This window comes from Exiguobacterium sp. s157 (assembly GCF_018618205.1).
In the GTDB taxonomy this organism is placed as follows: Bacteria; Bacillota; Bacilli; order Exiguobacteriales; family Exiguobacteriaceae; genus Exiguobacterium; species Exiguobacterium chiriqhucha.
This window is the reverse complement of sequence record NZ_JACSLQ010000002.1, coordinates 340,830-366,996: the sequence shown is the minus strand read 5'-3', so window position 1 is coordinate 366,996 and position 26,167 is coordinate 340,830. Positions and strand designations below refer to the sequence as shown.

The window sequence follows — 26,167 nt, the reverse complement described above, 5'->3', positions numbered from 1 at the left end:
GGTCCAACTCCCTACAGTAAAGATAGACTCTTGAAAGGAGCACAACGATGGAATCATACCGCTGGGACCTCAATCTGAAGGTTCGCTTGTTCGGTGAAGGGCTGTTCAATCTGTTGTTTTGGATGTACTTCCCGTTCATCACCGTCTATTTCGCCCAAACGCTCGGCGTCGAGCTGGCCGGTCTGCTCATGGCCGTGCCACCGCTGTTTCTTTTGATCGGCAGTTTAATCGGCGGTTCGCTCGCGGACGAAATCGGACGCCGTCCCGTCATGCTCGTCGGGACGTTCGCGCAAGGTGTCTTATTCCTCGCCTTCGCAGTGTCAACAAACGCCTACGTCGATTATGTCACCTATATCGGCATCGGTTTCATGGGCGCCATCTATAAACCAGCCAGCTCGGCCATGGTCGCCGACCTCGTGCCAACCGAACATTTACGCGACGTGTTCGCGACGTTCATGGCGTCGAACAATATCGGCGCCGTGCTCGGTCCGATCCTTGGGGCGGTCCTCTTCTTCGAGCATCGCCAAGCGCTCCTATTAGGCTGTGCCTTCGTCCTGTTCGGATACGGAGTGCTGCTCGCGGCGCTCACCCGTGAGACACGGCCGGGCTCACCTGAGAAGACGGTCGCCAAAACATTCCGCACCCAAGGGCGTTCGTATGCGACGATTTTGCGCGATCCGTTGTTCCGCCTCTATTTGATTGCCGGCGTATTCGCCTTGATCCCCATCATGCAACTCGACGTGTATGTACCGGTCTATTTGATTGAACAGGCCCCGGCCACGTTCGACGTCTCGAACACCGTCCTGTTCGGCTGGCTCGTCGCCTATAACGGGCTCTTGTTCGTCGTCTTCATCATTCCTGTCACGCGCGTGTTCCGAGCGTGGGACGAACGACGTGTCTTCCTGTTGTCGACGTTTCTCGCCGGCTTCGGGACGTTCCTCGTCGCCTTCTCGTCGAACATCTGGTATTTGCTCGTCGTCACGACCGTGTTCACATTCGGCGAGTTGATCCGCTCCCCGGTCAGCCAGAGCTTCGTCAGTCGCTACGCCCCGACCGAATCACGCGGACAATACCTCGCGGCCGACACGCTCCAAAACACGATCGGCAAGTTCCTTGCGCCGGTGACGGTGCTCGCCTCGGGCTTCATGTCCCCGATTGCCGTCTTTACACTCATCTTGCTGTCGGCGCTCATCGGGATGGGGCTCTATGCCAAACTGTTCCACCAGCTTACACAACAAGACGGATGACCGCGGTCATCCGTCTTTCGCCTGTCCATCGAATAATTGCTCGCCCCGCTTCACTCGGCCATCGGGATACTTGTAGGCGACATGCTCGAGCGACAGTTTCGTCGGCGTGTCGAGACCGGCCGCGGCCGTCATGTTATAGAGCCCTTCGCGGAGCGAGATGATGTAGTTCGTCACGCGGTAACTCTTCTCGTCGACGACGAGGGCGTGCTGCAGTTTCGGGTCGGTCGTCGCGACGCCGACCGGGCACCGGTTCGTATGGCACACTTGCGCCTGGATGCAGCCGACGTTGAACATGAGGCCCCGAGCGATATTGACGCAGTCGGCCCCGAGCGCGAGCGCGACGGCGATTTTGTCTGCCGTGACGAGTTTGCCGGAAGCGAACAACGTGATACGGTCACGGAGTCCATATTCGACGAGCAATTGATGCACATACGGGAGCGCCGCCTTCAACGGCAGACCGACCGAATCCGCGAGCTCTTGGTATGTCGCCCCGGTCCCGCCTTCCCCGCCGTCGACCGTGATGAAATCGGGATGCTGTCCGGAAGAAGCCATCTCTTGAACGAGCGCCTCGACGTCTGCGAGGCGTCCGATGACGAGCTTGATGCCGACGGGTTTGCCGCCGATGTCTCGCAGCCGTTCGATGAAGCTGAGCAGTTCTCGGTCCGTCTTGAACTCAGAGAACCGGTTCGGGCTGTCGATTGTGACGCCAACTTTGACGTTCCGGATACGGGCGATCTCTTCGGTCACTTTCGCGCCATCGATATGGCCACCCCTCGTCTTCGCACCTTGGGCGAGCTTCAACTCAAAGGCACGCACTTGCGGAATCTCACTCTTCGCTTTGAACGCCGCGTCCGAGAACGAACCGTCCTCGGTCCGGACGCCGAACAGCGCCGGTCCGATTTGACAGATGAGGTCGACCCCGCCTTTCAAATGATGGTCCGACAGTCCACCCTCGCCGGTATTCATCCACGTCCCTTTGGCCCGACCGAGTCCAATCGACAGCGCCGTGATGGCGTTCTCGCCGAGCGAACCAAAACTCATCGCCGACTGACCGACGAGACCGCGGACATAGAACGGCTCCCGACACGTCTGTTTCCCGATGACGATGCTGTCCTCTTCCGTCAATAAGTACGGTCCGACCTCACGTTCGACGATTCGTTCCTTGCGGGTGAACAAGTTGTCCTCTTCGACTTGATAGAGGTGCGTCGTCACGGTCTCGCTGTTATCGATGCGGAGCTCGTTTCGGTTCGTCGGATAGAGCACGTTCTGCAGATAGAACCCGCCCCGCTCGAAGTCTCGCTCCGAGCCGAACCCGATAATGCGCGACTTATATTTCCCGGAAATAACGGCCGCCTCATAGTCGTTTCGCGAGAACGGTTTCGCCTCGTTGTCGTTCAAGAACAAGTATTGGCGCATCTCGGGCCCGACCTTCTCCAAGATGTAGCGTACCTTGCCGAGAATCGGGAAGTTGCGGAGGACGGAGTGCTCACGCTGATGGCGGTCCTTGCGCCATAAATAGAAGACGAACAGGAACGGGGCGGCAATCATCGACACCATCAGGACGAGCACGATGGCGAGCATCGTCGTATTCACAGACATGGCGTGTCCTCCTTCAGTTAGACGAATAACCTGTCCCGACAGCTGCGGGACAGGTCCATTCATTTGGGTATGGTGACGTCGTCGAACTGTTCGTCGCGGCAGAGCGTGATCGCCTGCATGGCCAATTGATAGTCGTCTTGTGGCAGACTGATCAACTCGGTCGGGAGCACCCATTCTTTATTGTTGTACAAATGGATGACGAGTTTGACGAGGATGAAGTCCTGCTTCTCGAACGTATTGTCGTCGATGATTGTCGCCGTGCTGATTTTCCCTTGCTCGAGGTCCATGTACGGCAAGAGGAGGTTACGCACCCGCTCATTCCCGGCAATCACGTATAAGGCGGAGAAATACTCTTTCTTGACGTCACCAGGATTGTTCAGACGCTGGGCCAACTGTTTGAACACGTCATAGTGTTCGGTCGTCAAGAATTCAAGGTTGTTCATATCGGTGGTTCCTCTCTGTATAGACAAAAATCAATCTGTCTATAGTAATTCCACGATTTGCCTATTTATAATCCTTGCATGAAAAAAAGCTGACCGAATGGCCAGCCAGTTCACATGCGTCGAAGCGAGATGGCTTCACGCATTTTTTGGAGCGATTCTCTGCCCTCTTCCCCGCGCCGCATCATGACGACGGTGAACAAGGCGTCAATCAGGCTGAGCTCAGCGATGCGCGAGGCGAGCGCCTCAGAGCGGAACTCCGTCTCTTGCGACACGGTATAGAGGGCGACGTCACAAAGTTTTGAGAGCGGTGACTTCGCATAGTTTGTGATGGCGATTGTCGGCACCCCGCGCTCGTTCAACACCTTTGCCACATCGAGCGTGTCTTTCGAGGCGCCCGAGTGCGAGATGAGAACGGCGACGTCGTCGATCGTCAGCTGTGACGCCGACATGAGCTGCATATGCGACTCCAAGTTCGCCGTGACGAACAATCCGCTCCGGACGAACTTATGATACGCGTCGAGCGCGATAACGGCCGAACCCCCGCTCCCAAAGAATTCGATGCGACGGGCCGACAAGAGAAGCGCGACAGCCTCGTCGAGTGAGGCCCCATCCAAGATTTGTCGTGTCGCCTCGAGTGTCTTCACGTTCGACGTGAAGATCTTCTCCGCGATTTCAAGCGGCGTGTCTTCTTGCGAGATGTCCTCATGAATGTCTTGGAGCGGTGCGACAACGTCGGTGGCGAGCGCGATTTTCAGCGCCTGATAGCCTTTGAAGCCGACGCGCTGACAGAAACGGAACACGGTCGACTCGGCGACGTCGAGGTCGTCGGCGACTTGATTGATTGTATGGTGGATGATGCGTTCAGGCTGCTTCAAGATATAATCGGCGATGCGTTGCTCTTTCTTGCCGAGTGTCGTATAGGCGCCACGGATGCGGGCCAGGCCGTTCATCGATTCCATATGTCTCACCCTTTTTCTTTTTACGATACCGTTTCGAAAAAAATTCCGCAATCAAAGACTGACCTTCAATTTTATTTTCAACGAAGTGTTGATGTTGATTTGAAAAGGAAAAAAATTACTTCTAACGAATAACTGTATGTATTCTTACATAATTCAATAATCAGGAGGTCGGTTTGTGTTAGCTGAGATTAAAGGAAAAGTCAGTCGTACCGGTTCAAACTTATCAGAACGCTTAGAAGACAATTTAACAGGCAATGTCTTCGGTGCTCTACGCTATCTTCCCTTTTCAGACGGACTTGGAAAAGTATTAGCGAATTCAGTTCAATCATCGAATGTCGAATCAATCATCAAAGGAGTCACTGACGACTTTTGGGCAAATAAGATTGAATTTTGGCCATATGACCAAGAAGGTGAGCTAGATGCTCTACTCACTTTTGATGACACCATTATCGGAATTGAGGTGAAATTTATTAGCGGCCTCTCTTCAGTGGATGATGCTGACGATGGCTCGTATACATTAAGTAAACACCAACTCGCAAGGGAATCTCGGATTGTTGCACGTAAAGGCACTAACAAGGAGAAGGTGCTTCTCTTCATTGCGGATCGACAAATGTGTAAGGCTGTAAAAGATGATATTGGAGATTCCAAAGAGTCCAATAGAAAGTTAATTGAAAACGGCGTCGAATTAGGGTTCATTTCTTGGCAAGATTTTTTTCATGAATTAAAACAATTAAATGGATTAGATCAGTTTCAACAGATTATCATCCAAGATTTAATCGAGTTGTTGACGAGAAAAGGGTTTGAGGACTTTATCAATATGGACATCAACGGAGCACCATTCATCCATACAGACCAATTATTCAACTTCAACATTTCAACCAATAAAGTAACAATCGATTTTATAAACGATACCCCAATCAACAAGGAGCTATATTATGAATTCAACTGAGAACGTGAGAAACGCCTTCCATGTCGTCTATAACACATACGAGAACATCCATAAGTTAATGGACTACACGAAAACCATCGCCCCGGAGAAAAGTCATTACGTCAGTGTCGTCGATAAGTTTCTACGCTACAAATCAGACAATGATTTTGCTGGTTGGTTCATCGGTGATTTCATTCTTATCTTTCAAAACAAAGACCACAATGAGTTCGAAAATGAATGGCGGGACGGACCGTTATATGTCATGGAGATTGAGTTGTATGATGAGGAATTAGAGTTGAAAGAAAGTCAGCTTCCTTGTATTCGATTGTCCAAATTTGTATATGACAATGAAACGATGCAGGGCTGGGGGAAAGGGTGCTCTCCGTCAAACCATTGGAGATTCTATTATCCATTACGCAATGCTGATTTGATGAACATTGAGTTGGACAATGGTTATTCTCGTATCACTCCCATTAATCAAGAAAGTAGCGATCGTCATTACTGGGGCGTGCAACATATCGTCAGTAAACAAATCCCTTTGATGGATGTCACGGCTGACAATGTCGTGGACAAAATATTCAAGACGTTCGATTCCCTTTAACCCCCCCGTTTTTCATATGTTTGACCGTCCCTCTCAATCATGAAGCGGGACGGTTTTTCGTTTATATGATTTCAATGTCTGCTGATAATAGGTTTATCCTTCTAATGTGCCAAACTATTGACCCACCGTGGAAAATATTCCCTTCACGTCAAGATAAATATGCTACGCTAGGAAAGCTCATTTTTGAAAAACTGTCCGTTTTCGTCCATTTGTCCCGATATTATTAAAGAAAGGTTTGGTCCCCATCGAACACCATCTCCATAGTACATACAGTCTTCCCCTCGTCTTGTTATCCATCGCCGTCGCCGTCTTCTCGGCCTTCGTCTCGCTCGATATTAGCAGTCGGCTCAAGTATGCCGAACGGGTCTCGCGCCTCCGTTGGGTGAGCGCCGGTGCCCTCAGTCTCGGGCTCGGCATTTGGGCGATGCATTTCATCGGGATGTTGGCATTCCATTTAGAGGCCGACGTATCCTACCATATCGGTATCGTCATCGCCTCGATCATTCCAGCCATCGTCTCGTCCGGGTTCGCCTTCTATATCGTCAGCCTGCAGACGGCACGACCGCGCGACCTCGTCGTCAGCGCCGTCTTCATCAGCATCGGCATCGTCTCGATGCATTACGTCGGCATGGAAGCGATGCAGATGAACGCCGTGTTGACGTACGACCCGGTCATGTGGCTGTTATCGGCCGTCGTCGCGTTCGTCGCCTCGCTCGTCGGGCTGTATCTCTTGTTCTCGCTCCCAGACGTGTCGCGTTTCCATTGGCGCAAGCTCGTCTGTTCGCTGTTGATCGGGCTCGCCGTATCCGGGATGCACTATATCGGCATGGGTGCGGCCGAATTCACCCCGTTCGCGACGTCTCAAGCATTGACCGGCTTCTCGATGGACAGCACGCTCCTCGCCTTCTGGATCGGCGGCAGTGTCACGACGCTGTTCGTGCTGATGCTGATCTCGCTTCGCAATGAGAAGCAACTCGAGCGTCAGTCCATCGAACTCGAAACGAAGTTCCAGTCCGTCATCGAGTCGGCGAACGATGCCATCATCGTCGCGGATGCCGAACGTCGCATCGTGCAATGGAACCACGGGGCCGAGCGCCTATTCGGATATACGGCAAGCGAGGTGCTCGGGGAATCGATCACGCTCATCATGCCCGAGCGCTTCAAAGTCGCACACGAACAAGGCATGAAACGCTATCGCGAGACGCGTGAAGCAAACGTCATCGGCCGTACGGTCGAGCTCGTCGGCTTGCGCAAAGACGGGACCGAGTTCCCGTTCGAAATGTCGCTCGGGACGTGGGAGACGGAGGCGGGTCTCTTCTTTAGCAGCATCATCCGCGATATTAGTGAACGGAAACAAATCGAAGAACAAATTAACGACCTCGTCTATTTGGACACGTTGACCGGCCTGCCGAACCGACGTCTGTTCAATGACCGGCTCGACGCCTTGCTTTCCCAAGGCAGCGAGTCGACGTTCTCGTTGTTTTATATCGATCTCGACAACTTCAAGGTCATCAACGACCGATTCGGCCACTCATCAGGCGACGTCTTCTTGCGCCAAGTGACGGACCGGCTGTTGACGACGATCAATAAGAGCGACACGCTCGCCCGTCTCGGCGGGGACGAGTTCGTCATCCTGTCGCCGAACACCGGCAGCAACTTAGCCGCCCACCGCGCCCAACAGATTACGAACGCGTTGAACCAACCGTTCTTGCTCGAAAGTGAGGACGTGTTCACGAGCCTATCGATTGGCATCAGCCTCTATCCGTCCGACGGGCGGACGGCCGATGACTTGTTGAAGAACGCCGACATCGCCATGTATCGGGCGAAAGAGGACGGCAAGAACGGCTTCCAGTTCTTCACGAAAGACATGAACGAGTCTGTCGCGCGCAAGTCACAGCTCGCGATGGCGCTCCGGAAAGGCATCGGCCGCGGCGAGTTCTCGATTCATTATCAGCCGCAAGTGCACCTCGAGACCGAGGTGCTCATCGGTGTCGAGGCACTCGTGCGTTGGACACACCCCGAGCTCGGCATGATTTCCCCGGCCGAGTTCATCCCGATCGCCGAGGAGACCGGCAGCATTCATCGTCTCGGCGAGTACGTCTTGAATGAGGCGTGCCGGCAGAACAAGGCGTGGCAGGATGCGGGCGTCGAACCGTTCCGCGTCGCCGTCAACATCTCGGCGCTCCAGTTCGCGCAAAAAGATTTGCCGGACATTGTCAGCCAGGCGCTCGAGGCGAGCGGGCTCGCACCGGAATACCTCGAGCTCGAGTTGACCGAGACCGTCATCCAGAGCGCGCAAAGTGCCATCGAGACGATGGAGGAACTCGTCGCCCTTGGCGTCCACTTGTCGATTGACGACTTTGGCACCGGCTACTCGTCGCTCAGTTATTTGAAGCTGTTCCCGATCGACACGCTGAAAATCGACCAACACTTCACGAAAAACATCGAGACGGATTCGAAGGACGCCGCCCTCGTCAAGACGATCATCCGAATGGCGCACGAGCTCGGTCTGAACGTCATCGCCGAAGGTGTCGAGACGAAAGCACAAGTCGCCTTCCTCAAGGCCGAGGATTGCAACCAGGCGCAAGGCTACTATTACAACAAGCCGATGCCGGCCGAAGAGCTCGACTCGTTCCTGTATCCATATAAGAAAAGTGTCTGACCCTCGTCCCGCCTACTCGTTAGGTCGGGACGCTTTTTTTTTGTTATTCGAAAAAAATTCCGTCATTCGACTTGTAAATCGAATTTAATTTGATATTATAGTGGAGAGATGGAAAAAAATTCGATTTAGAGGTGACGATATGCAAATCGGTTTGATTGGATTAGGCAAGATGGGATACAACTTGGCGCTCAACTTGAGCGACCACGGTCACAACGTCGTCGGGACGGACGCCGGGAACGTCGAGGCTACATCGAAGTTTGAGATCGTGCCGACGCTTGAGGACGTCGTCAACTCGCTCGAGACGCCACGCGTCGTCTGGGCGATGGTGCCGGCCGGTGACATCACTGAGGCCGTACTGGCAGAACTGCTTGAAAAACTCGAACCGGGTGACATCGTCATCGATGGCGGCAACTCGAACTACAAGCTGTCGGTCGTACGCGCCGAACAGTTCAGTGCCAAAGGCATCGCCTTCTTCGACTGCGGGACGAGCGGCGGCACGGAAGGTGCCCGCAACGGCGCCTGCACGATGGTCGGTGGTGACGCCGACGCCTGGCCGACGATCGAGCCGATCTTCAAGGACCTCTCGGTCGAGAATGGCTACTTGTACACAGGACCGGCTGGCAGCGGCCACTTCTTGAAGATGATTCATAACGGTATCGAGTACGGAATGATGCAGGCGATCGCCGAAGGGTTCGACATCTTGGAGAAGAGCCCGTTCGATTACGACTACGAGCAAGTCGCCCGCGTCTGGAACCACGGTTCAGTCGTCCGCTCATGGCTCATGGAGTTGACGGAAAACGCGTTCTCGAAAGACGCGAAGCTCGACGACATCCGCGGCGTCATGCATTCCTCAGGGGAAGGAAAATGGACGGTCGAGACGGCGCTCGAGTTACAGGCGGCGGCCCCGGTCATCGCCATGTCGCTCATGATGCGCTATCGCTCGCTCGAGGACGACACGTTCTCAGGGAAAGTCGTCGCCGCGCTCCGCAACGAGTTCGGGGGCCACGCGGTCGTCAAGAAATAACCGCAAGGAAAAGGTCAGGGGTGGCCTTTTCCTTTGTAAATATTTGTAAACGGTTACACATACGGTAAAGGGGGAAATACATATGTCGGGTTCGACACTCATTTTAATCGCAGTCGCAGGAATTTTCTTGCTCTTATTCTTAGTCATGCGGACGAAGCTTCACGCCTTCGTCTCACTTCTCCTCGTCAGTCTACTCGTCGGGGTCGCGGCCGGTATGCCGCTCGGGGACGTCATCGCCTCGATCCAGAACGGGATGGGCGGAACGCTCGGCTTCGTCGCCGTCGTCGTCGGTCTCGGTGCTATGTTCGGTAAGATGTTAGAAGTCTCGGGTGGTGCGGAACGCCTCGCCCAGACGCTCGTCAATAAGTTTGGAGAAGACAAGGCGCAATGGGCACTTGCCCTCACCGGCTTTATCGTCGCCGTCCCGGTCTTCTTCGACGTCGGCTTTATCATTCTCGTTCCAATCGTTTACGGCCTCGCCAAAAAGACGGGCCGCTCGCTCTTGTACTACGGGATTCCGCTCCTCGCGGGTCTCGCCGTCACGCACAGTTTCATCCCGCCGACGCCGGGTCCGATTGCCGTTGCCAACTTGATTGGGGCCGAGCTCGGATGGGTCATCTTGTTCGGGGTCATCGCAGGGATTCCGGCAACGATTCTCGCTGGGCCAATCTTTGCGAAGTATATCGCCAAGAAAATTCACGTCACTATCCCAGACTATATGGAGTTCGAAGAGATTGATACGTCGAAAGAACTGCCGAGCTTCAAGATGATCGTCTCGCTCATCTCGATTCCGCTCGTGTTGATTCTCGCCAACACGTTGTCCGCCGTCTTACTAGAAGAAGGCAACGGCATCCGCACGTTCTTCACGTTCATGGGTCACCCGTTCGTCGCCTTGACGCTCGCGACGCTGCTCACGTTCATCTTCCTCGGCACACGCCGTGGCTATACGCGTGACGAGGTCCAAGAGATTGCGACGAAAGCGCTCGAACCGGCCGGGATTATCATCCTTGTCACGGGTGCCGGTGGCGTGTTCAAACAAGTGTTGATCGACTCGGGTGTCGGTGACGTGCTCGGGGAAATGATGGCCGGGTCAGCACTCCCGGCGATCGTGCTCGCCTTCTTGATCGCGGCCGTCGTCCGTGTCGCCCAAGGTTCGGCGACCGTCTCGATGGTCACGGCGGCAGGACTCATCACGCCGCTTCTCGAACTTCAAAATATCACCGGTGCCGCGCTCGGCCTCATCGTTATCTCAATCGCCTCGGGTGCGACGGTACTCTCGCACGTCAACGACTCAGGTTTCTGGCTCGTCAACCGCTACTTCGGGTTGGACGTGAAAGACACGCTCAAGTCGTGGACCGTCATGGAAACGATTATCGGATTGACCGGCTTCGCGGTCGTCTTCTTGATCAGCTTGTTTATCATTTAAGTTAGGAAGTGATGTGTGTGTACACGATTGGCGTCGATATCGGGACGACGAGCACGAAAGCCGTCCTGTTCCATAACCAGCAACAACTCGCGGTACATAACGTGTTGTACCCGCTTCTCACCCCGGACACGGAGACGGCCGAGCAAGACCCGGTCGTCATCTACGGGGCCGTGCTCGAGGCGATTTCCGCCGTCCGCGCCAAAGCCGACGGTCCGGTCTGCTTCGCCTCGTTCAGTTCGGCGATGCACAGCCTGATTGCGCTCGATGCTTCAGGTCGCCCGCTCACCCACAGCATCACGTGGGCCGACAGCCGGGCCAACCCGTATACGCAAGAAATTAAACGCGACTTCGATGCGAGTGCGCTCCATATGCGTACCGGCACACCGGTCCATCCGATGGCACCGTTATCGAAGCTGCGTTGGTTAAAAGCCGAGCATCCGGACGTGTTCAACCACGCGGCCAAGTTCGTCTCCATTAAAGAGTACGTCTTCTATCGCCTGACCGGGCGCTTCGTCATCGACCACTCGATTGCCTCGGCGACAGGGCTGTTCAATTTGAAAAACTGTGACTGGGATGCGGAGGCGCTCGACGTCGCGGGGGTCACGCCCGAGCAACTATCCGAGCTCGTGCCGACGACGGAGATTTTAACGCTTAAATCGGATGTTGTTGAGACACTTGGCTGGGACTTCCCGCTCGTCATCGGGGCGAGTGATGGTGTGTTGTCCAACCTCGGGGTCGGGGCGTTCGAGCAAGGCGTCGTCGCCGTCACGATCGGGACGAGCGGTGCCATCCGCACAGTCGTCCGCGAACCGGTCGAGGACCCGAAAGGCCGCATCTTCTGTTACGCCTTGACCGACAAGCATTGGGTCATCGGCGGGCCGGTCAATAACGGCGGCATCATCTTGCGCTGGCTCCGCGACGAGTTCGCGGCGAGCGAGGTCGAGACGGCGAAACGGCTCGGGATGGACGCGTATGATGTGTTGACGCGTATCGCCGAGACGGTCAAGCCTGGATCGGACGGGCTGTTGTTCCACCCGTACTTGATGGGGGAACGGGCCCCGCTCTGGGACTCGAACGCACGCGGTTCGTTCTTCGGCTTGAGTATCCACCATAAGCGCGAGCACTTCATCCGCTCGGTGTTAGAAGGTGTCATCTTCAACTTGTATACGGTCATGCTGGCGCTCGACGAATTGACGGGCGCGCCGAACCGGATTCACGCGACGGGTGGGTTCGCCCAGTCGAGCCTATGGCGTCAGATGATGGCCGACATTTTCGATACGCCTGTCGTCGTACCGGAGAGCCATGAGAGCTCGTGTCTCGGTGCGGTCATGCTCGGAGAGTATGCGTTCGGGGACATCGACGACTTCACGACCGTGCCGCAAGTGACGCATGAGCATACGCCAAACCATGAAGCGACAACGATTTACCGGGAGTTGCTGCCGATTTATATCCGGCTCTCTCGTCATCTCGCGGAAGAGTATGAAGCGATTGCCGCGTTCCAACGGAAGCATGTATGAGAAAAGACCAAGTTCATTGCGAACTTGGTCTTTCGTTTATCGTTCGTACGTCACCATGACGAACTGTCCGGACGCGCGTTGGCTCGTCAGTCTCAACTTCGTCTCTTTCGTGCCTTCCGGGAAGAGCGGAATCCCTTCGCCTAATACGACCGGCGCGATCGCAATCTCATAGCTGTCAATCAAGTCGTGCGCCATCGCGGCCTTGATGACCTCTCCTCCCCCGACGAGCCAGATGTCTCCGTCGATGTCTTGCTTCAACCGTTCGATGAGCTGCTCAATCGGCTCGTCGGTGAATGTAACGTGTTCGGCCTCTCGGTCCGGGCTCCGTGTTAAAATATAGTTCGGGATGTTCTCGTACGGGTAATGATCGTCCTCGAGCCGGAGCACTTCCTCGTACGTTTTCCGTCCCATGATGACGGCGCCGACCGTTTGGAAGAAGTCGGCGTAACCGTTGTCCCCTTCCCCTTCGACCGCGAACAACCAATCGAGTTGGTCGTTCGTGCGGGCAATCTTTCCATCTAAACTCGTCGCGATATATAAGACGATGTTTGCCATGATGAATTCCTCCTTGATTCGTGATACATTCAGCTTAACTGATAAACACGACAAAACTTGACGGGAATGAACAAGATGAAAAAACGACATTTACAGTTGATCCGATTGTTGAATCGGGGGAGACGGTTCACAGCGGACGAACTATCCGCTGAGACAGGTGCCTCGGTCCGGACGATTCAGCGCGACATGCTGACGCTCGAGGAACTCGGCTATCCGATTTGGAGCGTCTCCGGCACGGGCGGCGGTTATGAGATGTTGCCGAACCGCCTGCTTCCCCCGCTCCAGCTCCGGGAACAGGAAGCGGTCGCGCTCTACCTCACCCTCAAATGGATGAAACAGATTCCAGACGTGCCGTTCGGGGACATGAGGGACACGCTGTCAGACTGGTACGTGAATGAATTGCCGCACGACCTCGAGACGAAAATCGCACAGCTCGAAAAGAACATCCTTTGGCTCGGGAATAAGACCGTCCCACCGGCACCGTTCACGAAAGACGTGTTTCAAGCGGTCGAGCAACGACGCAACATTGAGGTGACGTACGCGACGACGAAAGGCAGCCGCACGTTCACCGTCGCCCCGGTCGGGATGGCGCTCCTCGATTCGAAATGGTATGTGTATGGTCTCTCGGAATACGGGCTACGCCAATATCGGATTGACCGGATTGAAGCGCTGCGTCTCCTTGATGACACGTTCGAAGCGGACGATTTGGCGACGCTGCTCGAGGCGAGTGACGACCGAAGCGGCGGGACCGTCCGGCTCAACATCACCCCGCTCGGCCGCCGTCTGCTTGAAGACGTATTACCCGATATCGCTGAAAAGAATGAGTGGGACGTACCGGAAGCCGAGTTGCCTTTCTTGTCGCGGCAATTGCTCGCGGCCGGGGCGGAAGTCGAGGTCGTCGAGCCGACTGAACTGCGGGAGATGATGCGAGAGCAGGCGGAGCGGTTATGGAACCGGTATCGTTAATCAAATCGATGCTTTGTCCTCATGTAAGAATTGTCTTTATATAGTAATATGAGTCCATATTGCTACATGTAAAGGAGCGTTCGCATGACCAAGCTATCGTTTTCAAAATTATTTGTCTCAATCAGTGTCATCTCATTGTTCGCTATCATGGTGTACCTTAACGTCTCGACGCTCGAACTGAACGAGACGATCGGTTCAGGGCTGTTCTACTTGAAAGGCTATTATGAGGAAGGCAACATGATCGTCATTGAGCAAGGGATTGGCGTCATCACGCTGCCGCTCGCTATCGGTCTCGTCGCTTCGACACTCATCAAAGGCGCTCAATTTTATCGTGCCTCGTCGGTTACGAACTAACCTTCTCATCTCGGACAAAGAGCCCAACCGTAAATCGGTTGAGCTCTTTTTTCAATTCGCTTGGTCCATCTCTTTATGCAGTTTGAGCAACTCATTCTTGTACAAATCCGAGCGTCCTCCAAAGATGGCCTGGATGTTATTTTTCACTTTCACGACCCCGGCTGCCCCGAGTGCCTTCAACTCGTCCTCATCGATTTGGGACACATCTTTCAATTCGACACGAAGACGTGTGAAACAGGCATCGATATCGATGATGTTGTCACGGCCACCGAGCGCCTCTTGAATGGCAAGTGCCGTCGTTTGGATTGATGTCTTTCCTGATTTCTTTTCATTGTAGTCTTTGCGGGTAAACAATTTCGTCTCTTGTCCCCCTCGGCCCGGCGTCGCCAAGTTCCATTTTTTAATCGCGAACGTGAAGATGCCGTAATAGACGAAGAAGAATCCGGCCCCAACGACGAGGTTCATCCACCAGCGCGGCGTCCCTGGCAACACATTCACCAAGACATAGTCAATCAATCCCGAGCCACCGGCCCAGCCGATATGGGCGTCAAGAGCGTACATGAGCGCAAACGACACCCCTGTCAACACACTATGCACGACGTAAAGAAGTGGTGCAATGAATAAGAACGTGAACTCGATCGGTTCGGTGATCCCGGTCAAGAACGCCGTCCCTGCCGCTGCGAGCAAGAGGCCACGCACGACGGGACGCTTGTCCGGGTCGGCCTGACGGTACATGGCGAACGCCGCTCCAAGAAGACCGAACATGACGATCGGGAACTTGCCGGCCATAAAGCGTCCGGCCGTCACGTCGACACCTTCTGCGATTTGAGCGAGGAAAATATATTGGTCCCCGCTCACAATCGAACCGTCAACCGTCGCCGTGCCGCCAAGTGACGTCCATAAGAACGGTGCGTACCAGATGTGATGTAATCCGGTCGGAATCAATAACCGTTCGAGCATTCCGTATAACCCGACGTAAGCCGGATTCGTCGCATCACTCGCGATGACATTCGCCATCGCTGTGAGGCCGGTCTGAATCGGCGGCCAAATGAGCATCATAAAGAAACCGAGCAAGATGGAGAAGAATACCATGACGATACCGACCGAACGATCTCCAGCGAAAAAGCCGAGCATCTCTGGTGGGTTGAACGTGTGGAATTTTTTATACACCCAGACCGCAAGCAAGCCGACCGCGATTCCACCGAGCACACCCGTCTCAAGTGACGGGATACCGAGCAACATGCCGTACTCCCCGCTCTCAGCCGCCATTTCCGGTGTGATCCCAAGGGCAATCGAAATCGTCGTGTTCATGATGACGTAGCCGACGAGTGCGGCAAGTGCCGCAATTCCCGACCCGCCGGACAGACCAACCGCGACGCCAATCGCAAAGATGATTGGCAAGTTGGCGAAGATACTCAACCCGATTTGAAGCATCCCGGCACTGATCGCTTCGACCGTCCCGTTCTGTAAAAACGTCCAACTTTCTGCAAGCGGACCTGTTAGCGCCGCGCCGAGACCAAGTAAAATACCGGCCGCCGGCAAGAGCGCGACTGGTACCATGAGCGCCTTCCCGAATTTTTGAAATACCCCGAACCATTGACTAATTTGATTCATTCCTCGTGTGTAAGCGTTATCAATTCTCAAAACGAACAAAGGGGAGTGACTCCCCTTCGTCTTTAGCGTGCGACCGTCTCCCGTTGTTTGAGGGCCGGCCAATAGTTTTCGTTCTCGTTAATCAAATCGTCAAGGATTTGACGGGCGACCGGCGCATCGACGACGGTCCGGTTGAGCGTGAGTGCCTGGAGTGCCTTTTCATAGCTGTTCTCGAAATAGGCGTCGACGACGAGCTGTTCGTAGGCGAGCTGCCCTTCAATCATCCCTTTGTAGAAGCGAGGAATGTGTCCGACAGCGAACGGTTTCGGTCCACGGTTCGTGAGCATCGCCGGCACTTCGACCATCGCATCATCCGGCAAGTTAGCGATGATGCCGTCGTTCTTCACCATGACGATGAAGATGTCGCCATTGTTGTAGGCGAGTGACGCTGCGACGCGAATCATGTAGCAACCGTGGATGTCGACTTCAAGATGCACGTTCTCTAGCGAGTCGTCAGCGATGATTTGATCGCACATCGAGAAGACACGTTGTTGGCGGCCGTTGATGACTTGACGGGCCCGCGTGTTCTCTACGTCTTCCTTCTCCGCCATGTCGGACGGATACAAATAATACTGAAGGTACGTGTTCGGCAAGTATTCCGGGAAGTCGGTGAGCATCTTCTCGACTTGCTTGAACGTCTTGATCCAAGATGGGTCGTTTGCGATCTCTGAGTCTTCTGGGATAAACCCGTCCTCTAAGATGGCGCGCTTGATGTCTTCCGTCAATTCGTTGCCTTCTTTGTCATAGATGCCTGTGAACCAACCGAAGTGGTTGAGGCCGAAGTATTCCGGCACGAGATCCCAAATTTCTTTGCCGAGAATCTTCGCGTAGCTCACCATGATTGCGGCTGGCATGTCACAGATATTCAAAATCTTTTTGTCATTCGGGTAGGCACGCTTCAACGCCTCGGCGACGATTGCGGCCGGGTTCGTATAATTTAAGATCCAACCGTCCGGTGAGCCTTGGCGGATGTCTGCGACGAGATCAATCATGTCCCCAATCGACCGCATCCCGTACGACATCCCACCCGGTCCACACGTCTCTTGTCCAACCACGCCGTGACGGAGCGGAATCTGTTCATCTTTCTCGCGCATCTCCAGGCCGCCCGTTCGAATTTGAACGAAGAAGAAGTCCTTGTCGCGGAAGGCGTATTCTTTGTCCGTCGTATACTCGAACAGCTCGAGCTCTGGGTAATCCTCACGCAAGATGATTTCAGTCGCTTTGGCGACACGCTCCTGGCGCTCACCATCCGTATCGTAAAACGTGATTGAACGTAGTGGGAAGTGAGCCTTCTCTTCGATCAAGCTCATAATCATACCGATTGTGTACGTGCTGCCGCCACCGACGACGACGAGGCGTTGTCCTTGTTTCATGTGTGCGTTCCCCTTTCGAATACATATCTTATTGATTACAATACAAATTTAATACATATTTTTTTAAACGTCAACAATATTTTTGAAAACATTTTACTTTGTGTATACTAGAAGTATGAATTCAGGTCGAAATCGGAGGGTCAGTCATGAAAGCAAAATCACCGCTCTACCAACAAGTCGCCCACAAAATGCGCACGTTTATCGAGTCCGGCACGTGGGCGCCCGGTGAGGCGATTCCGACCGAGGCTCAACTCGTCGAAGAGTTCAGCGTCAGTCGAGTGACTGTCCGGCAGGCGGTCAAATTGCTCCAAGAGGAAGGTCTCTTATGGAAACGACAGGGCAGCGGCACATACGTCCAGTCCGAAAAGATTGAACACAACATGTACGAATTAAAAAGCTTCACGGAAGACATGAAACGAGAAGGGAAAGAAGTGACGAACAAAGTACTCACCTTCACGTTGCAGCCACCGAGTGAGAAAGTGCGAGAGGCACTCGAACTCGAAGATGGCGAGCTCGTCTTCTACGTGAGGCGCCAACGATTCGCAGACGGCGAACCGCTCATCGTCGAGGACACATACTTGCCGCTAAAGCTGTTCCCCGACTTGACGTACGAAGTGATGTCGCAATCGAAGTACGCCTATATCGAAGAAGTCAAACAGTTCAAGATTGCGGACAGCGTCCAAGAGTTCATCCCGGTGCTCCCGACAAAAGAGATTGCCGAGATGCTCGGAGTGAGTGAACGAACGCCCGTACTCAAAGTCGAACTCTATTCGTTTCTTATGGATGGCAGTCGGTTTGAGTTCACAGAAACGTATTTCAAGAGTGAAGAATACCGCTTCATCATCCGCGCCGGACGAAGACATTAAAAAGGACCTGTGAATCAAACGATTCACAGGTCCTTCGTCAGTTAATGACAATCGACAACTTATAATTGACGTACTTGCTGAGCCCGTCCAAAAAGGCGTTCAGTTCTTGGTTCGACGGGAATCGGCACTCTAAGACGTAACAGCCGTCCCCGCTCACCTTGTAGTTATTGCGGACGTACGGCCGGTGCTCCTCGAGGAACATGAGATACGGGTCGTGGAACGTGCTCGACGTAAAGATGGTGATCATCGCGTGGACCGGTAACCCGAGCTTGTCCTCATTCACGCGAATCGTATACCCTTCGATGATGCCGAGGTCTTCGAGCTTCTTGACGCGCGTCGCTGTCGCCTGCCCGGTCAAGTGCACGTGTGCCCCGAGTTCTTTCATCGTTATCCGGCTGTTCGCCTGTAGCGCCTCGATGATGAGGCGGTCTGTTGGATCGAGCATAGGTGACTCCTTTCACGATTCAAGCCAATCCGTCCAAACACTTGATTCGTGTTATGTATGAAACGACGGCTGCTTGTTAGACTGTACATACATTATAGCTAAAAGGAGAGATTTTTCTATGCACGTGCAACTAATCCGTAATGCCACACTCCGCGTTGAATACGCCGGAAAGACGTTCCTCATCGACCCGTTCCTCGGGGAGAAGGGCGCCTATCCCCCGTTCCCGAACTCGGAACGGCAAGACGCTAATCCATTGGCCGACCTGCCAATCGCGATTGACGACATTCTGACAGGCATCGATGCCGTCATCTTGACCCACCTGCATCTCGACCACTACGACGAGGTCGCGAAACAAGTTCTGCCGAAAGCGATCCCGCTGTTCGTTCAAAACGAGGATGATTTGACTGTCATCGAAGGCGACGGCTTCACGAACGTGACCGTGTTGAGCGACACGACAGCATTCGAAGGAATCAACCTCACGAAGACAGCTGGGGAGCACGGTCGCGGTCCGATTTTAGAAATGGCCGGTCTCGTGTGCGGTGTCGTCTTCACCCACCCTACGGAACAGACGCTCTATGTCGCCGGGGACACGGTCTGGTATGACGAAGTCGCCAAGACGATTCAAGCGCATCAACCAGCAGTCATCGTCGTCAACGCCGGGGACAACCAATTCGTCGAAGGCGGGTCGCTCGTCATGAACGAAGAGGACGTCCGCCATGTTCACGAGGCTGCCCCGTCGGCGACGATTATCGCGGTCCATATGGAAGCGGTCAACCATTGGAAACTATCGCGTCCTGACTTACGTGCCTATGCGGCATCACACGGCTTCGCCGATCGCCTCATCGTTCCTGAAGACGGCGAGACGATTTCACGCTAACGAAACGACGGCCCTGACCTTTCACGTCAGGGCCGTTTTTAGCTTCATTTTTGCCTTCTTGTTATGGTATTCTAAGCTTCATACCGATACCACGTCACCCGTTTTTTGCCTAGAGGGAGTTTTGTTTGGATGATGAAACGTGTCATTTTGCTCATGTCGATTTTTTTGTTGATCAGCTCCCTGTCACAGGCAGCGATTCCGAAACCGAAAGCTTATAACGACCGCAGCCTCATCTATTTGACGCTCGATGACGGGCCGAATCGGAAGACGGGAGCGCTGCTTGACGTCTTGAAGAAACATCGGGTCAAAGCGACATTTTTCATCCTTGGGAAAAATATCAAGGGAAATGAGCACCTCATCCGACGCATCGTCGCCGAAGGCCATCTCATCGCCTTGCACGGGATGACCCACGTGCGCGAGGAGTTTTATGCGTCTCCGATGACGGCCGTGCGTCAAATGAAGGACGTGCAACGTCTCATATATGAAGTGACAGGCATCCATACGAACATGGCCCGCACGATTTACGGGAGTGACGCAGGCATGACGCCTGCGCACTGGCAAGCGATGGACGAGGCCGGTTTTGAGATTTGGGATTGGAACGTCGGCAGTCTCGATCATATTTATAAGAAAGACAACGCTCCGATCGAGCAACGTGTGTTCAATCGGCTTGAGGCGAATTACGAGATGAATATCGCCTCCATCATCTTGGCACACGATCACTCGATGACACCGCAAGCGCTCGATACGATTATCCGTTATGCGAAAGAACGCGACTATGAGTTCCGGACGTTAGAAGGGGTACATCCCCCGTACAACTTTTTCAATCCGTGGGAACCGAACGAATGACACATGCTGAGTCCATCTGGGCTCAGCTTTTTGTTTGCTCGAAACTTTACTTTCTTGAGGCCGTATACAATAGGAACAACCAGCAAAGGTGGAACCTACATGCAACCCAACGTCCGAACGTTTCCTAAATCATTTCTCGATGGTCAATTCGATTCAATCTATAACCAGACGACCGACTCATTCAAACAACAGACCTCGCTCGACACGTTCTACCGGCTCGCCACTTCATTCAATGAAGGTGTTCGCCGCTATCGGGTCGTGAATGACATGAAATTGAATGGAGGCCGTCATCTCGTCTGGATAGATGACCGGAAGGAACGCGTGCTTAGTGTCACGTTCAATCAGGACGACCTCATCGAGGAACTACTCATGACGCCACATCAACCCAATTCGAGGGGCGACCGTCGCTTCACGAAACATACATACCACCTCCCGTTCACGGATGACTGGCTCGTCGTATCAGGCGGCACACACCCTGGTGAGAATCGGCATTATCCGGAACGTGCGCAACGATACGCCTACGACTTCATTAAAGTGAACAACAACTGGTCATACAACAAGACAAAGTCCGGGAACCACTCGTTTTATGCGTTCGGGGAACGCGTCATCACACCGTTGGATGGGACGGTTGTGGTGGTTGTCGATGATGTACCGGACATCCCAGATTCGAGTCGCCCTTTCGGTAATCACGTCATCCTCGAGCATGCTAACGGCGAGTACAGTCTCCTCGCCCACCTCGAAGACGGTTCGATCGCCGTCAACGTCGGAGACCGTGTCAAGACACGTCAATTGATCGGTCGTTGTGGCAACTCGGGTGATTCGTCTGAACCACACCTTCACTTTCAAGTGATGGACAGTCCCGACTTGGCATCCGCCACCTCGATTCGGATTCGTCTAAAAGGAAGAAAGAATCCGGTTCGTGGTCAAATCGTCAGACCGAAACAGTCCAACTCGTTGGATCGCACGAACTTAGCCGCTGACTTTTTATTCGAACTCGCGCTCGCCGTTCCGCGACTCTTGTTTAATTTTTGGCGGTAATCGTTCACTACAAAAAATGTCCCCGCATCGATGGATGTGGGGACATTGCTGTTACATCTCGAGTTCTGTGAACGCAAGCGGGACGAGCTCTTCAAGCGTCACTTCTTTCACGTCGGCGTTGCCGTTCGTGAGCAGCACTTTGAAGTCCGGGTCGCCGAACTCGACGAGCACTTGGCGGCAGATACTGCATGGCGGCAAGAAGTCGACCGTGTCGCCTGACACCGCGACGGCTTCGAAGTCACCTTTTTTATAGCCTTGCGCGACCGCTGTGAAGATGGCCGTGCGCTCGGCACAGTTCGTCGCACCGAATGAGACGTTCTCGACGTTGACACCGTCGATGACCGTACCGTCCTTCATGAGAAGCGCTGCTCCGACGCGGAAGTTCGAATACGGCGAGTAGGCGTTCTCTTTCACTTGGCGGGCACGCTCGACTAATTGTTGTTGGTTCATGGGATCATTGTCCTCTCTGACTCGAAATGAACTGATGCCAGTTCCCGGCCTCTCTTTTTTGGGCAGGATTTTTAGCATACACCTCATGCGATAGAGAAGTCAATGAAATTTTGAAAGCGGTCACAATCTTTTATCATTTTTGAAACGTCAGCTCGACCGTCCCGCTCCCAAGCAGCGGTTCAAGCGTCGCAAAATCCTCGACCCGACCGATGCGCGTATATGCATAGCTTGTCTCGACGTCTTTATAAAACAAGACGAGACAGTCATCTCCATACAGCATGACATCCCCGGCCCGAATCGAACCGACACGTTCCGGGTTCGTCGGGAACGGTTCGTCGAAATAGAAATACTTCTCGTTCTGATGCAAGTCCTGCATCGACAACGTGAGTGGCAGACGGGCTTGGAGCGCTTCGGCTGTCGGGTTGGTTTCGAAACGTATTGAGACGTTTAGTTCTTCCACTTGTGACGTCACTCCTTCCTGATTCTCCGGCTTCCTCACCGTGTCGTCCCCACACCCAGCGAGAAACACCATGGAAGCGACCAATCCGAGGCGGATGACGTTCATGACGTCTGAACGATACGGGCCGGTGTCCCGGCGACCGTCACGTTGTCCGGGACGTCTTTTGTCACCGTCGCGTCAGCTGCGACGATGGCGTTCTCGCCGATGGTGACACCCGGCAAAATCGTCGCCCCGGCCCCAATCCAGGCGTTCCGTTTCACACGAATCGGCTTCGTGATCAAGCCGCGCCGTTCGGTCGGGTCGGTCGGATGATTGACCGTCAGCAACTTGGCGAACGGGCCGATCAAGACGTGGTCCTCGATGTCGATGCCGCCGAGATCGGTGAACATGACGCCACGGTTGATGAAGATGTCTGTCCCGAGCGTGATGTGTTTCCCGAAATCGGTATAGAACGGCGGTAGCACCGTGACCGAGTCCGCGACGTCTTGCCCGAGCAACTCCGAGAGCGTCCGCTGGAACTCGTCTTTCGGCAAATACTGATAATTCAGGCGCATGAGCGTCGGCTCGATGGCTCGTTGAATGTGATGAATCTCTTCAAAGACGGCTTCGCCCGCAGCGATCGTTTGACCGGACACGCGTTCTCTCAATCCGCTACCCATCATCACACCTGTTGTTTCGTCGGACGGATGATGAGGTTGCTGACAGAGACCCGGTCCGGTGTGTCGATGGCGTAGACGACCGCTTCAGCCACGTCCTCGCTCGTCAATCCCCACTCGGTTTGCGCCTCATGGAGCGCCTGGGCGGCTTGTTTGTCACTGATCGTGTTGTACAGCTCGGTCTGGACGGCTCCCGGTGAGATGATCGTCGATTTGACGTTGTTCTCCCGCTGTTCTTGGCGCAAGCCTTCCATGATGGCGCGGACCGCGAACTTCGTCCCGCAATAGACGGCCGACTCCGGATAGACAACGTGGCCGGCCACCGAATCCGTCGCGATGATATGACCCGACTGTTGACGTTCCATGATTGGAAGCACGGCGGCAATCCCGTTCAACACCCCGGTCACGTTCACATCGAGCATGGCCTGCCACTCGTCACGGCGCCCGTCGACAAGTGGCGCGGTCGGCATGATCCCGGCGTTATTGAACAAGACATCGATGGTCCCGAACGTGTCGAGTGCCGTCTTCACCACCGCCTCGACAGCTGCGTAGTCCGTGACATCGGCTTGCTGGATGACGATGTCAGCCTCGGGATGCTTCGCTTGGATGGCTTCCAACCGGTCGAGACGACGGGCGGCGAGCACGAGTTTCGCGCCCCGTTCGGCCAATAGATGGGCCGTCGCTTCGCCGATCCCGCTCGACGCCCCCATGATGATGACAACTTTGTTGATGGTCATAATCCATTCCTCCTTTGAATGACTCTAGTATAGGAACGGACAAGCGTCATGTCTAATGCTACTATTTGATTAAGAACCATAACGAAAACGCATGGAGGGATGACATGGAGCTACAACAACTACGGTACTTCCTCGCCGTCGCGAGCGAAAAGAACATCACGCGCGCGGCCGAACATTTACGGCTGTCGCAACCGGCGCTGTCCCGGCAAATCCATCAACTCGAGGACAGTCTCGGTGGACCGTTGTTCGAGCGGAGCCAAGGCGGCGTCACGCTGACGGAACGAGGCTACTATTTGGCCGAACACGCCAAAGAGATGGTCCGTCTGGCCGATAAGATCTCGATCAACTTGAACACGGCGACACCCGTCAGCGGAGAACTGTACATCGGCGGTGGTGAGACGGAGACGCTCACCTCGGTCATCGAGACGTTCCGACAGATGAAACAGCTTCATCCCGACGTCAAGTTGCGCCTGTATAGCGGCAACGGAGACGACGTGATCGACAAGCTGGACCGAGGCATCCTCGATTTCGGGGTCGTCATCGAACCGATCAACCTGGCCACGTACGCCTCGCGCGAGCTCCCTCATGTCGATCGTTGGGGCATCATGACGCGCCGCGACAGCCCAATCGGACAAAAGCATGCCATCGAGACCGAGGATTTGCTCGACTTGCCGCTCATCTTGTCAGAGCAGTCGCTCGTCGACCGGCATTTGTCGGCCCGGCTCGGCGTCGATTTGAGTGAAGCCGACGTCGTCGCGACGTACAACCTGCTCTATAACGCCTCGCTCCTCGTCCGGGAAGGCATCGGCCACGCGCTCTGTCTTGACGGGATCATCAACACGCAAGGGACCGAGTTGGTGTTCGTCCCGCTCCATCCCCCCCTCACGTCTTCCGTCCATTTGATTTGGAAGAACGGGAGTCTCCTGTCGAACGTCGCCTCGACATTTTTAGAGCTGTTCGATGAACGGGAAACGGCCACCTAAACACGGCGGCCGGAATCGAGGCGCAATATGTGCGCCAACTGCTCGTTCATCTCGTCCGGGGTGGCCGCAAAGTCGTGTTCGGCCCAATGGATAATCATCCCGACGATGGCGTTTGCTTGATACGAACAGAACAACTCATGGTCAATCTCATCTTGCTTGTGCGCCGCCGTATCGCGAAGGAGCAACTTGCGCACTTCGTCGAACAACATGTAATAGTACGCGAGCGGCACGTTTTTCGAAAAGACGATGCGATAGAAGTCGACGTACGTCTGGACATGGTGAAAGATGCGGATCGTCGACGGTTCGAGTTCACGCGGATTGAGCAGCTTCACATGTCGATACGGCTCCTCATACGACTTGGCGAGGTCGGCCGTGATTTCTTGGAAGTACTCCTCGAATACGTCCTCGACCCGTGCGTAATGCAAATAAAACGTGCCCCGATTGACATTTGCCACACGACAAAGTGCTGAAATCGTCACTTGTTCGAGCGAATGATTCTTCAATAATTCGACGAGCGCCTCATGGAGCGCTCGCTTTGTTTTGACGACACGCAAGTCCGGCTTCATAGTTTGCACATTCCTCTCAACAGTTATGGCTGGAAGTGTTGATTATTCAACAGAACGTCTCTTTTTTGATGATTGTAAGCGCTTTCCAACATTCATTATAATAGTTATTGAACACATGTTCAATTAAAGGAGGAGACAGTCATGCGGTTATCGGGGAAAGTGGCGATTGTCACAGGTGCAGCATCAGGAATGGGGAAAGCGATCGCGGAGCTTTACGCGAAAGAAGGAGCTCGCGTCGTCGTCTCGGATATGAATCTTGACGGAGCGAAGCACGTCGCCGAGAATATCTCAGGCGAGGCGTTCGCCATCCAGACGGACGTCACGTCTGAAGAGGCGTTGCAGCAGTTGTTCGATGAGACGGTGAAGACGTTCGGTCAGGTCGACATCCTCGTCAACAACGCCGGCATCATGGACGGGATGGAACCGGTCGGTGAGATCTCGAACGAGCGCTGGGAGAAAATCTTTGCCGTCAACACGGTGTCGGTCATGAAATCGATGCGGATTGCCGTCGACTTGTTCACGAAGCAAGGTCACGGCGTCATCGTCAACAATATCTCGGCCGGCGGCTTGTACGGCGCTCGCGCCGGCGCGGCCTATACGGCGTCGAAACACGCCGTCGTCGGATTGACGAAGAACACGGCGTTCATGTATGCCGACCAAAACATCCGTTGTAACGGAATCGCACCGGGCGCGGTCGCGACGAACATCGGCTCGACGATGACGAACATGAGCCAGGCAGGGTTCGGTCGCCAGCAACTTGGGATGGCCATCAACCCACGCATCGGACAACCGGAAGAGATCGCTCAACTCGCCCTCTTCCTCGGCTCGGACGAATCGAGTTTCATCAATGGTCAAGTCGTCGCCATCGACGGCGGTTGGACCGCCTATTAAACCAAAAAATGAGCCATATCCTACGCGGGATGTGGCTCATTTCTC

27 protein-coding genes are annotated in these 26,167 nt (G+C 54.3%); 15 read left to right on the top strand and 12 right to left on the bottom strand.

What is annotated here, in order from left to right; genetic code table 11:
• The first annotated feature begins 47 nt into the window (after positions 1 to 47).
• Positions 48 to 1,247, top strand: coding sequence for an MDR family MFS transporter (locus KNP67_RS05735; protein ID WP_214756170.1), 1,200 nt, complete (start codon positions 48 to 50; stop codon positions 1,245 to 1,247).
• Between the two features lie 6 nt (positions 1,248 to 1,253).
• On the opposite strand, the gene KNP67_RS05730 is transcribed toward KNP67_RS05735, so the two are convergent.
• The 3 genes from KNP67_RS05730 to KNP67_RS05720 form a co-directional block, all read right to left on the bottom strand.
• The gene (locus KNP67_RS05730; RefSeq protein WP_214756168.1) at positions 1,254 to 2,846 is read right to left on the bottom strand and encodes an FMN-binding glutamate synthase family protein; all 1,593 of its coding nucleotides are present in this window, start codon (positions 2,844 to 2,846) and stop codon (positions 1,254 to 1,256) included.
• 59 nt (positions 2,847 to 2,905) lie between these two features.
• Positions 2,906 to 3,289: a hypothetical protein gene (locus tag KNP67_RS05725; protein ID WP_021066256.1), complete on the bottom strand. Its 384-nt coding sequence runs from the start codon at positions 3,287 to 3,289 to the stop codon at positions 2,906 to 2,908.
• 110 nt (positions 3,290 to 3,399) lie between these two features.
• On the bottom strand, positions 3,400 to 4,248 hold the full coding sequence (locus KNP67_RS05720; protein WP_021066255.1) for a MurR/RpiR family transcriptional regulator: 849 nt from the start codon (positions 4,246 to 4,248) through the stop codon (positions 3,400 to 3,402).
• A gap of 175 nt (positions 4,249 to 4,423) precedes the next feature.
• Here KNP67_RS05720 and KNP67_RS05715 point away from each other — a divergent pair, with 175 nt between their 5' ends.
• The 6 genes from KNP67_RS05715 to gntK all read left to right on the top strand — a co-directional run bounded on the left by KNP67_RS05715 (position 4,424) and on the right by gntK (position 12,406).
• Positions 4,424 to 5,197, top strand: a complete 774-nt coding sequence (locus KNP67_RS05715; RefSeq protein ID WP_051627678.1) for a hypothetical protein — start codon at positions 4,424 to 4,426, stop codon at positions 5,195 to 5,197.
• A complete protein-coding gene (locus KNP67_RS05710; protein WP_029594778.1) occupies positions 5,184 to 5,777 on the top strand; it encodes a hypothetical protein in 594 nt (197 codons plus the stop codon). The genes KNP67_RS05715 and KNP67_RS05710 overlap by 14 nt, the downstream gene beginning before the upstream one ends.
• Positions 5,778 to 6,012: 235 nt before the next feature.
• Positions 6,013 to 8,439 (top strand): bifunctional diguanylate cyclase/phosphodiesterase, encoded by a 2,427-nt coding sequence (locus KNP67_RS05705; RefSeq protein WP_285800918.1) that lies wholly within the window; start codon positions 6,013 to 6,015, stop codon positions 8,437 to 8,439.
• Between the two features lie 139 nt (positions 8,440 to 8,578).
• Positions 8,579 to 9,463: a phosphogluconate dehydrogenase (NAD(+)-dependent, decarboxylating) gene (gene gnd, locus KNP67_RS05700; RefSeq protein WP_214756167.1), complete on the top strand. Its 885-nt coding sequence runs from the start codon at positions 8,579 to 8,581 to the stop codon at positions 9,461 to 9,463.
• An 82-nt stretch (positions 9,464 to 9,545) separates the two neighbouring features.
• Entirely contained in the window at positions 9,546 to 10,889 is a 1,344-nt protein-coding gene (locus KNP67_RS05695) for a GntT/GntP/DsdX family permease (protein WP_214720306.1), read from the top strand.
• A 17-nt stretch (positions 10,890 to 10,906) separates the two neighbouring features.
• Positions 10,907 to 12,406 carry a gluconokinase gene (gntK, locus tag KNP67_RS05690; RefSeq protein WP_483298426.1) on the top strand — a complete coding sequence of 500 codons (1,500 nt, stop codon included), beginning with the start codon at positions 10,907 to 10,909 and terminating at the stop codon, positions 12,404 to 12,406.
• A 36-nt stretch (positions 12,407 to 12,442) separates the two neighbouring features.
• On the opposite strand, the gene KNP67_RS05685 is transcribed toward gntK, so the two are convergent.
• The gene (locus KNP67_RS05685) at positions 12,443 to 12,961 is read right to left on the bottom strand and encodes a dihydrofolate reductase family protein (protein ID WP_214756165.1); all 519 of its coding nucleotides are present in this window, start codon (positions 12,959 to 12,961) and stop codon (positions 12,443 to 12,445) included.
• A gap of 75 nt (positions 12,962 to 13,036) precedes the next feature.
• On the opposite strand from KNP67_RS05685, the gene KNP67_RS05680 reads away from it, so the two are divergent.
• Together KNP67_RS05680 and KNP67_RS05675 are read left to right on the top strand one after the other, a co-directional pair.
• Positions 13,037 to 13,927 (top strand): helix-turn-helix transcriptional regulator, encoded by an 891-nt coding sequence (locus KNP67_RS05680; protein WP_251130794.1) that lies wholly within the window; start codon positions 13,037 to 13,039, stop codon positions 13,925 to 13,927.
• An 84-nt stretch (positions 13,928 to 14,011) separates the two neighbouring features.
• The gene (locus KNP67_RS05675) at positions 14,012 to 14,281 is read left to right on the top strand and encodes a hypothetical protein (protein ID WP_214756163.1); all 270 of its coding nucleotides are present in this window, start codon (positions 14,012 to 14,014) and stop codon (positions 14,279 to 14,281) included.
• 51 nt (positions 14,282 to 14,332) lie between these two features.
• Here the strand turns inward: KNP67_RS05675 and KNP67_RS05670 are convergent, their stop codons facing one another.
• Together KNP67_RS05670 and KNP67_RS05665 are read right to left on the bottom strand one after the other, a co-directional pair.
• Positions 14,333 to 15,895: a PTS transporter subunit EIIC gene (locus KNP67_RS05670; RefSeq protein WP_214756161.1), complete on the bottom strand. Its 1,563-nt coding sequence runs from the start codon at positions 15,893 to 15,895 to the stop codon at positions 14,333 to 14,335.
• Between the two features lie 62 nt (positions 15,896 to 15,957).
• Complete coding sequence (locus tag KNP67_RS05665; RefSeq protein ID WP_029594766.1) at positions 15,958 to 17,307, bottom strand: 6-phospho-alpha-glucosidase; 1,350 nt, start codon at positions 17,305 to 17,307, stop codon at positions 15,958 to 15,960.
• A gap of 146 nt (positions 17,308 to 17,453) precedes the next feature.
• Between KNP67_RS05665 and KNP67_RS05660 the strand changes: the two genes are divergently transcribed.
• Positions 17,454 to 18,173, top strand: a complete 720-nt coding sequence (locus KNP67_RS05660; protein ID WP_029594765.1) for a GntR family transcriptional regulator — start codon at positions 17,454 to 17,456, stop codon at positions 18,171 to 18,173.
• Between the two features lie 37 nt (positions 18,174 to 18,210).
• On the opposite strand, the gene KNP67_RS05655 is transcribed toward KNP67_RS05660, so the two are convergent.
• Complete coding sequence (locus tag KNP67_RS05655; protein ID WP_029594764.1) at positions 18,211 to 18,618, bottom strand: Lrp/AsnC family transcriptional regulator; 408 nt, start codon at positions 18,616 to 18,618, stop codon at positions 18,211 to 18,213.
• 118 nt (positions 18,619 to 18,736) lie between these two features.
• Between KNP67_RS05655 and KNP67_RS05650 the strand changes: the two genes are divergently transcribed.
• The 3 genes from KNP67_RS05650 (at position 18,737) to KNP67_RS05640 (ending at position 21,379) form a co-directional block, all read left to right on the top strand.
• The gene (locus KNP67_RS05650; protein ID WP_021066240.1) at positions 18,737 to 19,495 is read left to right on the top strand and encodes an MBL fold metallo-hydrolase; all 759 of its coding nucleotides are present in this window, start codon (positions 18,737 to 18,739) and stop codon (positions 19,493 to 19,495) included.
• A 129-nt stretch (positions 19,496 to 19,624) separates the two neighbouring features.
• On the top strand, positions 19,625 to 20,341 hold the full coding sequence (locus tag KNP67_RS05645; RefSeq protein ID WP_214756160.1) for a polysaccharide deacetylase family protein: 717 nt from the start codon (positions 19,625 to 19,627) through the stop codon (positions 20,339 to 20,341).
• A 99-nt stretch (positions 20,342 to 20,440) separates the two neighbouring features.
• The gene (locus KNP67_RS05640; RefSeq protein ID WP_214756159.1) at positions 20,441 to 21,379 is read left to right on the top strand and encodes a M23 family metallopeptidase; all 939 of its coding nucleotides are present in this window, start codon (positions 20,441 to 20,443) and stop codon (positions 21,377 to 21,379) included.
• A 51-nt stretch (positions 21,380 to 21,430) separates the two neighbouring features.
• Here KNP67_RS05640 and KNP67_RS05635 read toward each other — a convergent pair whose 3' ends face one another.
• The 4 genes from KNP67_RS05635 to KNP67_RS05620 all read right to left on the bottom strand — a co-directional run bounded on the left by KNP67_RS05635 (position 21,431) and on the right by KNP67_RS05620 (position 23,682).
• Positions 21,431 to 21,829, bottom strand: coding sequence for a cytidine deaminase (locus tag KNP67_RS05635; protein ID WP_021066236.1), 399 nt, complete (start codon positions 21,827 to 21,829; stop codon positions 21,431 to 21,433).
• Positions 21,830 to 21,962: 133 nt separating this feature from the next.
• Entirely contained in the window at positions 21,963 to 22,394 is a 432-nt protein-coding gene (locus tag KNP67_RS05630) for a cyclophilin-like fold protein (RefSeq protein ID WP_029594760.1), read from the bottom strand.
• Positions 22,391 to 22,951, bottom strand: coding sequence for a sugar O-acetyltransferase (locus tag KNP67_RS05625; RefSeq protein WP_207391689.1), 561 nt, complete (start codon positions 22,949 to 22,951; stop codon positions 22,391 to 22,393). Before KNP67_RS05625 ends, KNP67_RS05630 begins: the two co-directional genes overlap by 4 nt.
• The gene (locus KNP67_RS05620) at positions 22,951 to 23,682 is read right to left on the bottom strand and encodes an SDR family oxidoreductase (RefSeq protein WP_131471375.1); all 732 of its coding nucleotides are present in this window, start codon (positions 23,680 to 23,682) and stop codon (positions 22,951 to 22,953) included. The genes KNP67_RS05625 and KNP67_RS05620 overlap by 1 nt, the downstream gene beginning before the upstream one ends.
• Positions 23,683 to 23,786: 104 nt before the next feature.
• Between KNP67_RS05620 and KNP67_RS05615 the strand changes: the two genes are divergently transcribed.
• Positions 23,787 to 24,665 (top strand): LysR family transcriptional regulator, encoded by an 879-nt coding sequence (locus KNP67_RS05615; RefSeq protein WP_214714381.1) that lies wholly within the window; start codon positions 23,787 to 23,789, stop codon positions 24,663 to 24,665.
• Here KNP67_RS05615 and KNP67_RS05610 read toward each other — a convergent pair.
• Positions 24,662 to 25,231 carry a TetR/AcrR family transcriptional regulator gene (locus KNP67_RS05610; RefSeq protein ID WP_021066231.1) on the bottom strand — a complete coding sequence of 190 codons (570 nt, stop codon included), beginning with the start codon at positions 25,229 to 25,231 and terminating at the stop codon, positions 24,662 to 24,664. The genes KNP67_RS05615 and KNP67_RS05610 overlap by 4 nt on opposite strands.
• 141 nt (positions 25,232 to 25,372) lie before the next feature.
• On the opposite strand from KNP67_RS05610, the gene KNP67_RS05605 reads away from it, so the two are divergent.
• Entirely contained in the window at positions 25,373 to 26,122 is a 750-nt protein-coding gene (locus KNP67_RS05605) for an SDR family oxidoreductase (RefSeq protein ID WP_214756158.1), read from the top strand.
• The last annotated feature ends 45 nt before the right edge of the window (positions 26,123 to 26,167 follow it).

Coding starts and splice junctions, on each gene's coding strand:
- KNP67_RS05735 (WP_214756170.1), top strand. CDS start 48: ATGGAATCATACCGCTGGGACCTCAATCTGAAGGTTCGCTTGTTCGGT.
- KNP67_RS05730 (WP_214756168.1), bottom strand. CDS start 2,846: ATGTCTGTGAATACGACGATGCTCGCCATCGTGCTCGTCCTGATGGTG.
- KNP67_RS05725 (WP_021066256.1), bottom strand. CDS start 3,289: ATGAACAACCTTGAATTCTTGACGACCGAACACTATGACGTGTTCAAA.
- KNP67_RS05720 (WP_021066255.1), bottom strand. CDS start 4,248: ATGGAATCGATGAACGGCCTGGCCCGCATCCGTGGCGCCTATACGACA.
- KNP67_RS05710 (WP_029594778.1), top strand. CDS start 5,184: ATGAATTCAACTGAGAACGTGAGAAACGCCTTCCATGTCGTCTATAAC.
- gnd (WP_214756167.1), top strand. CDS start 8,579: ATGCAAATCGGTTTGATTGGATTAGGCAAGATGGGATACAACTTGGCG.
- KNP67_RS05695 (WP_214720306.1), top strand. CDS start 9,546: ATGTCGGGTTCGACACTCATTTTAATCGCAGTCGCAGGAATTTTCTTG.
- KNP67_RS05685 (WP_214756165.1), bottom strand. CDS start 12,961: ATGGCAAACATCGTCTTATATATCGCGACGAGTTTAGATGGAAAGATT.
- KNP67_RS05680 (WP_251130794.1), top strand. CDS start 13,037: ATGAAAAAACGACATTTACAGTTGATCCGATTGTTGAATCGGGGGAGA.
- KNP67_RS05675 (WP_214756163.1), top strand. CDS start 14,012: ATGACCAAGCTATCGTTTTCAAAATTATTTGTCTCAATCAGTGTCATC.
- KNP67_RS05670 (WP_214756161.1), bottom strand. CDS start 15,895: ATGAATCAAATTAGTCAATGGTTCGGGGTATTTCAAAAATTCGGGAAG.
- KNP67_RS05665 (WP_029594766.1), bottom strand. CDS start 17,307: ATGAAACAAGGACAACGCCTCGTCGTCGTCGGTGGCGGCAGCACGTAC.
- KNP67_RS05660 (WP_029594765.1), top strand. CDS start 17,454: ATGAAAGCAAAATCACCGCTCTACCAACAAGTCGCCCACAAAATGCGC.
- KNP67_RS05655 (WP_029594764.1), bottom strand. CDS start 18,618: ATGCTCGATCCAACAGACCGCCTCATCATCGAGGCGCTACAGGCGAAC.
- KNP67_RS05650 (WP_021066240.1), top strand. CDS start 18,737: ATGCACGTGCAACTAATCCGTAATGCCACACTCCGCGTTGAATACGCC.
- KNP67_RS05645 (WP_214756160.1), top strand. CDS start 19,625: ATGATGAAACGTGTCATTTTGCTCATGTCGATTTTTTTGTTGATCAGC.
- KNP67_RS05640 (WP_214756159.1), top strand. CDS start 20,441: ATGCAACCCAACGTCCGAACGTTTCCTAAATCATTTCTCGATGGTCAA.
- KNP67_RS05635 (WP_021066236.1), bottom strand. CDS start 21,829: ATGAACCAACAACAATTAGTCGAGCGTGCCCGCCAAGTGAAAGAGAAC.
- KNP67_RS05630 (WP_029594760.1), bottom strand. CDS start 22,394: ATGAACGTCATCCGCCTCGGATTGGTCGCTTCCATGGTGTTTCTCGCT.
- KNP67_RS05625 (WP_207391689.1), bottom strand. CDS start 22,951: ATGATGGGTAGCGGATTGAGAGAACGCGTGTCCGGTCAAACGATCGCT.
- KNP67_RS05620 (WP_131471375.1), bottom strand. CDS start 23,682: ATGACCATCAACAAAGTTGTCATCATCATGGGGGCGTCGAGCGGGATC.
- KNP67_RS05615 (WP_214714381.1), top strand. CDS start 23,787: ATGGAGCTACAACAACTACGGTACTTCCTCGCCGTCGCGAGCGAAAAG.
- KNP67_RS05610 (WP_021066231.1), bottom strand. CDS start 25,231: ATGAAGCCGGACTTGCGTGTCGTCAAAACAAAGCGAGCGCTCCATGAG.
- KNP67_RS05605 (WP_214756158.1), top strand. CDS start 25,373: ATGCGGTTATCGGGGAAAGTGGCGATTGTCACAGGTGCAGCATCAGGA.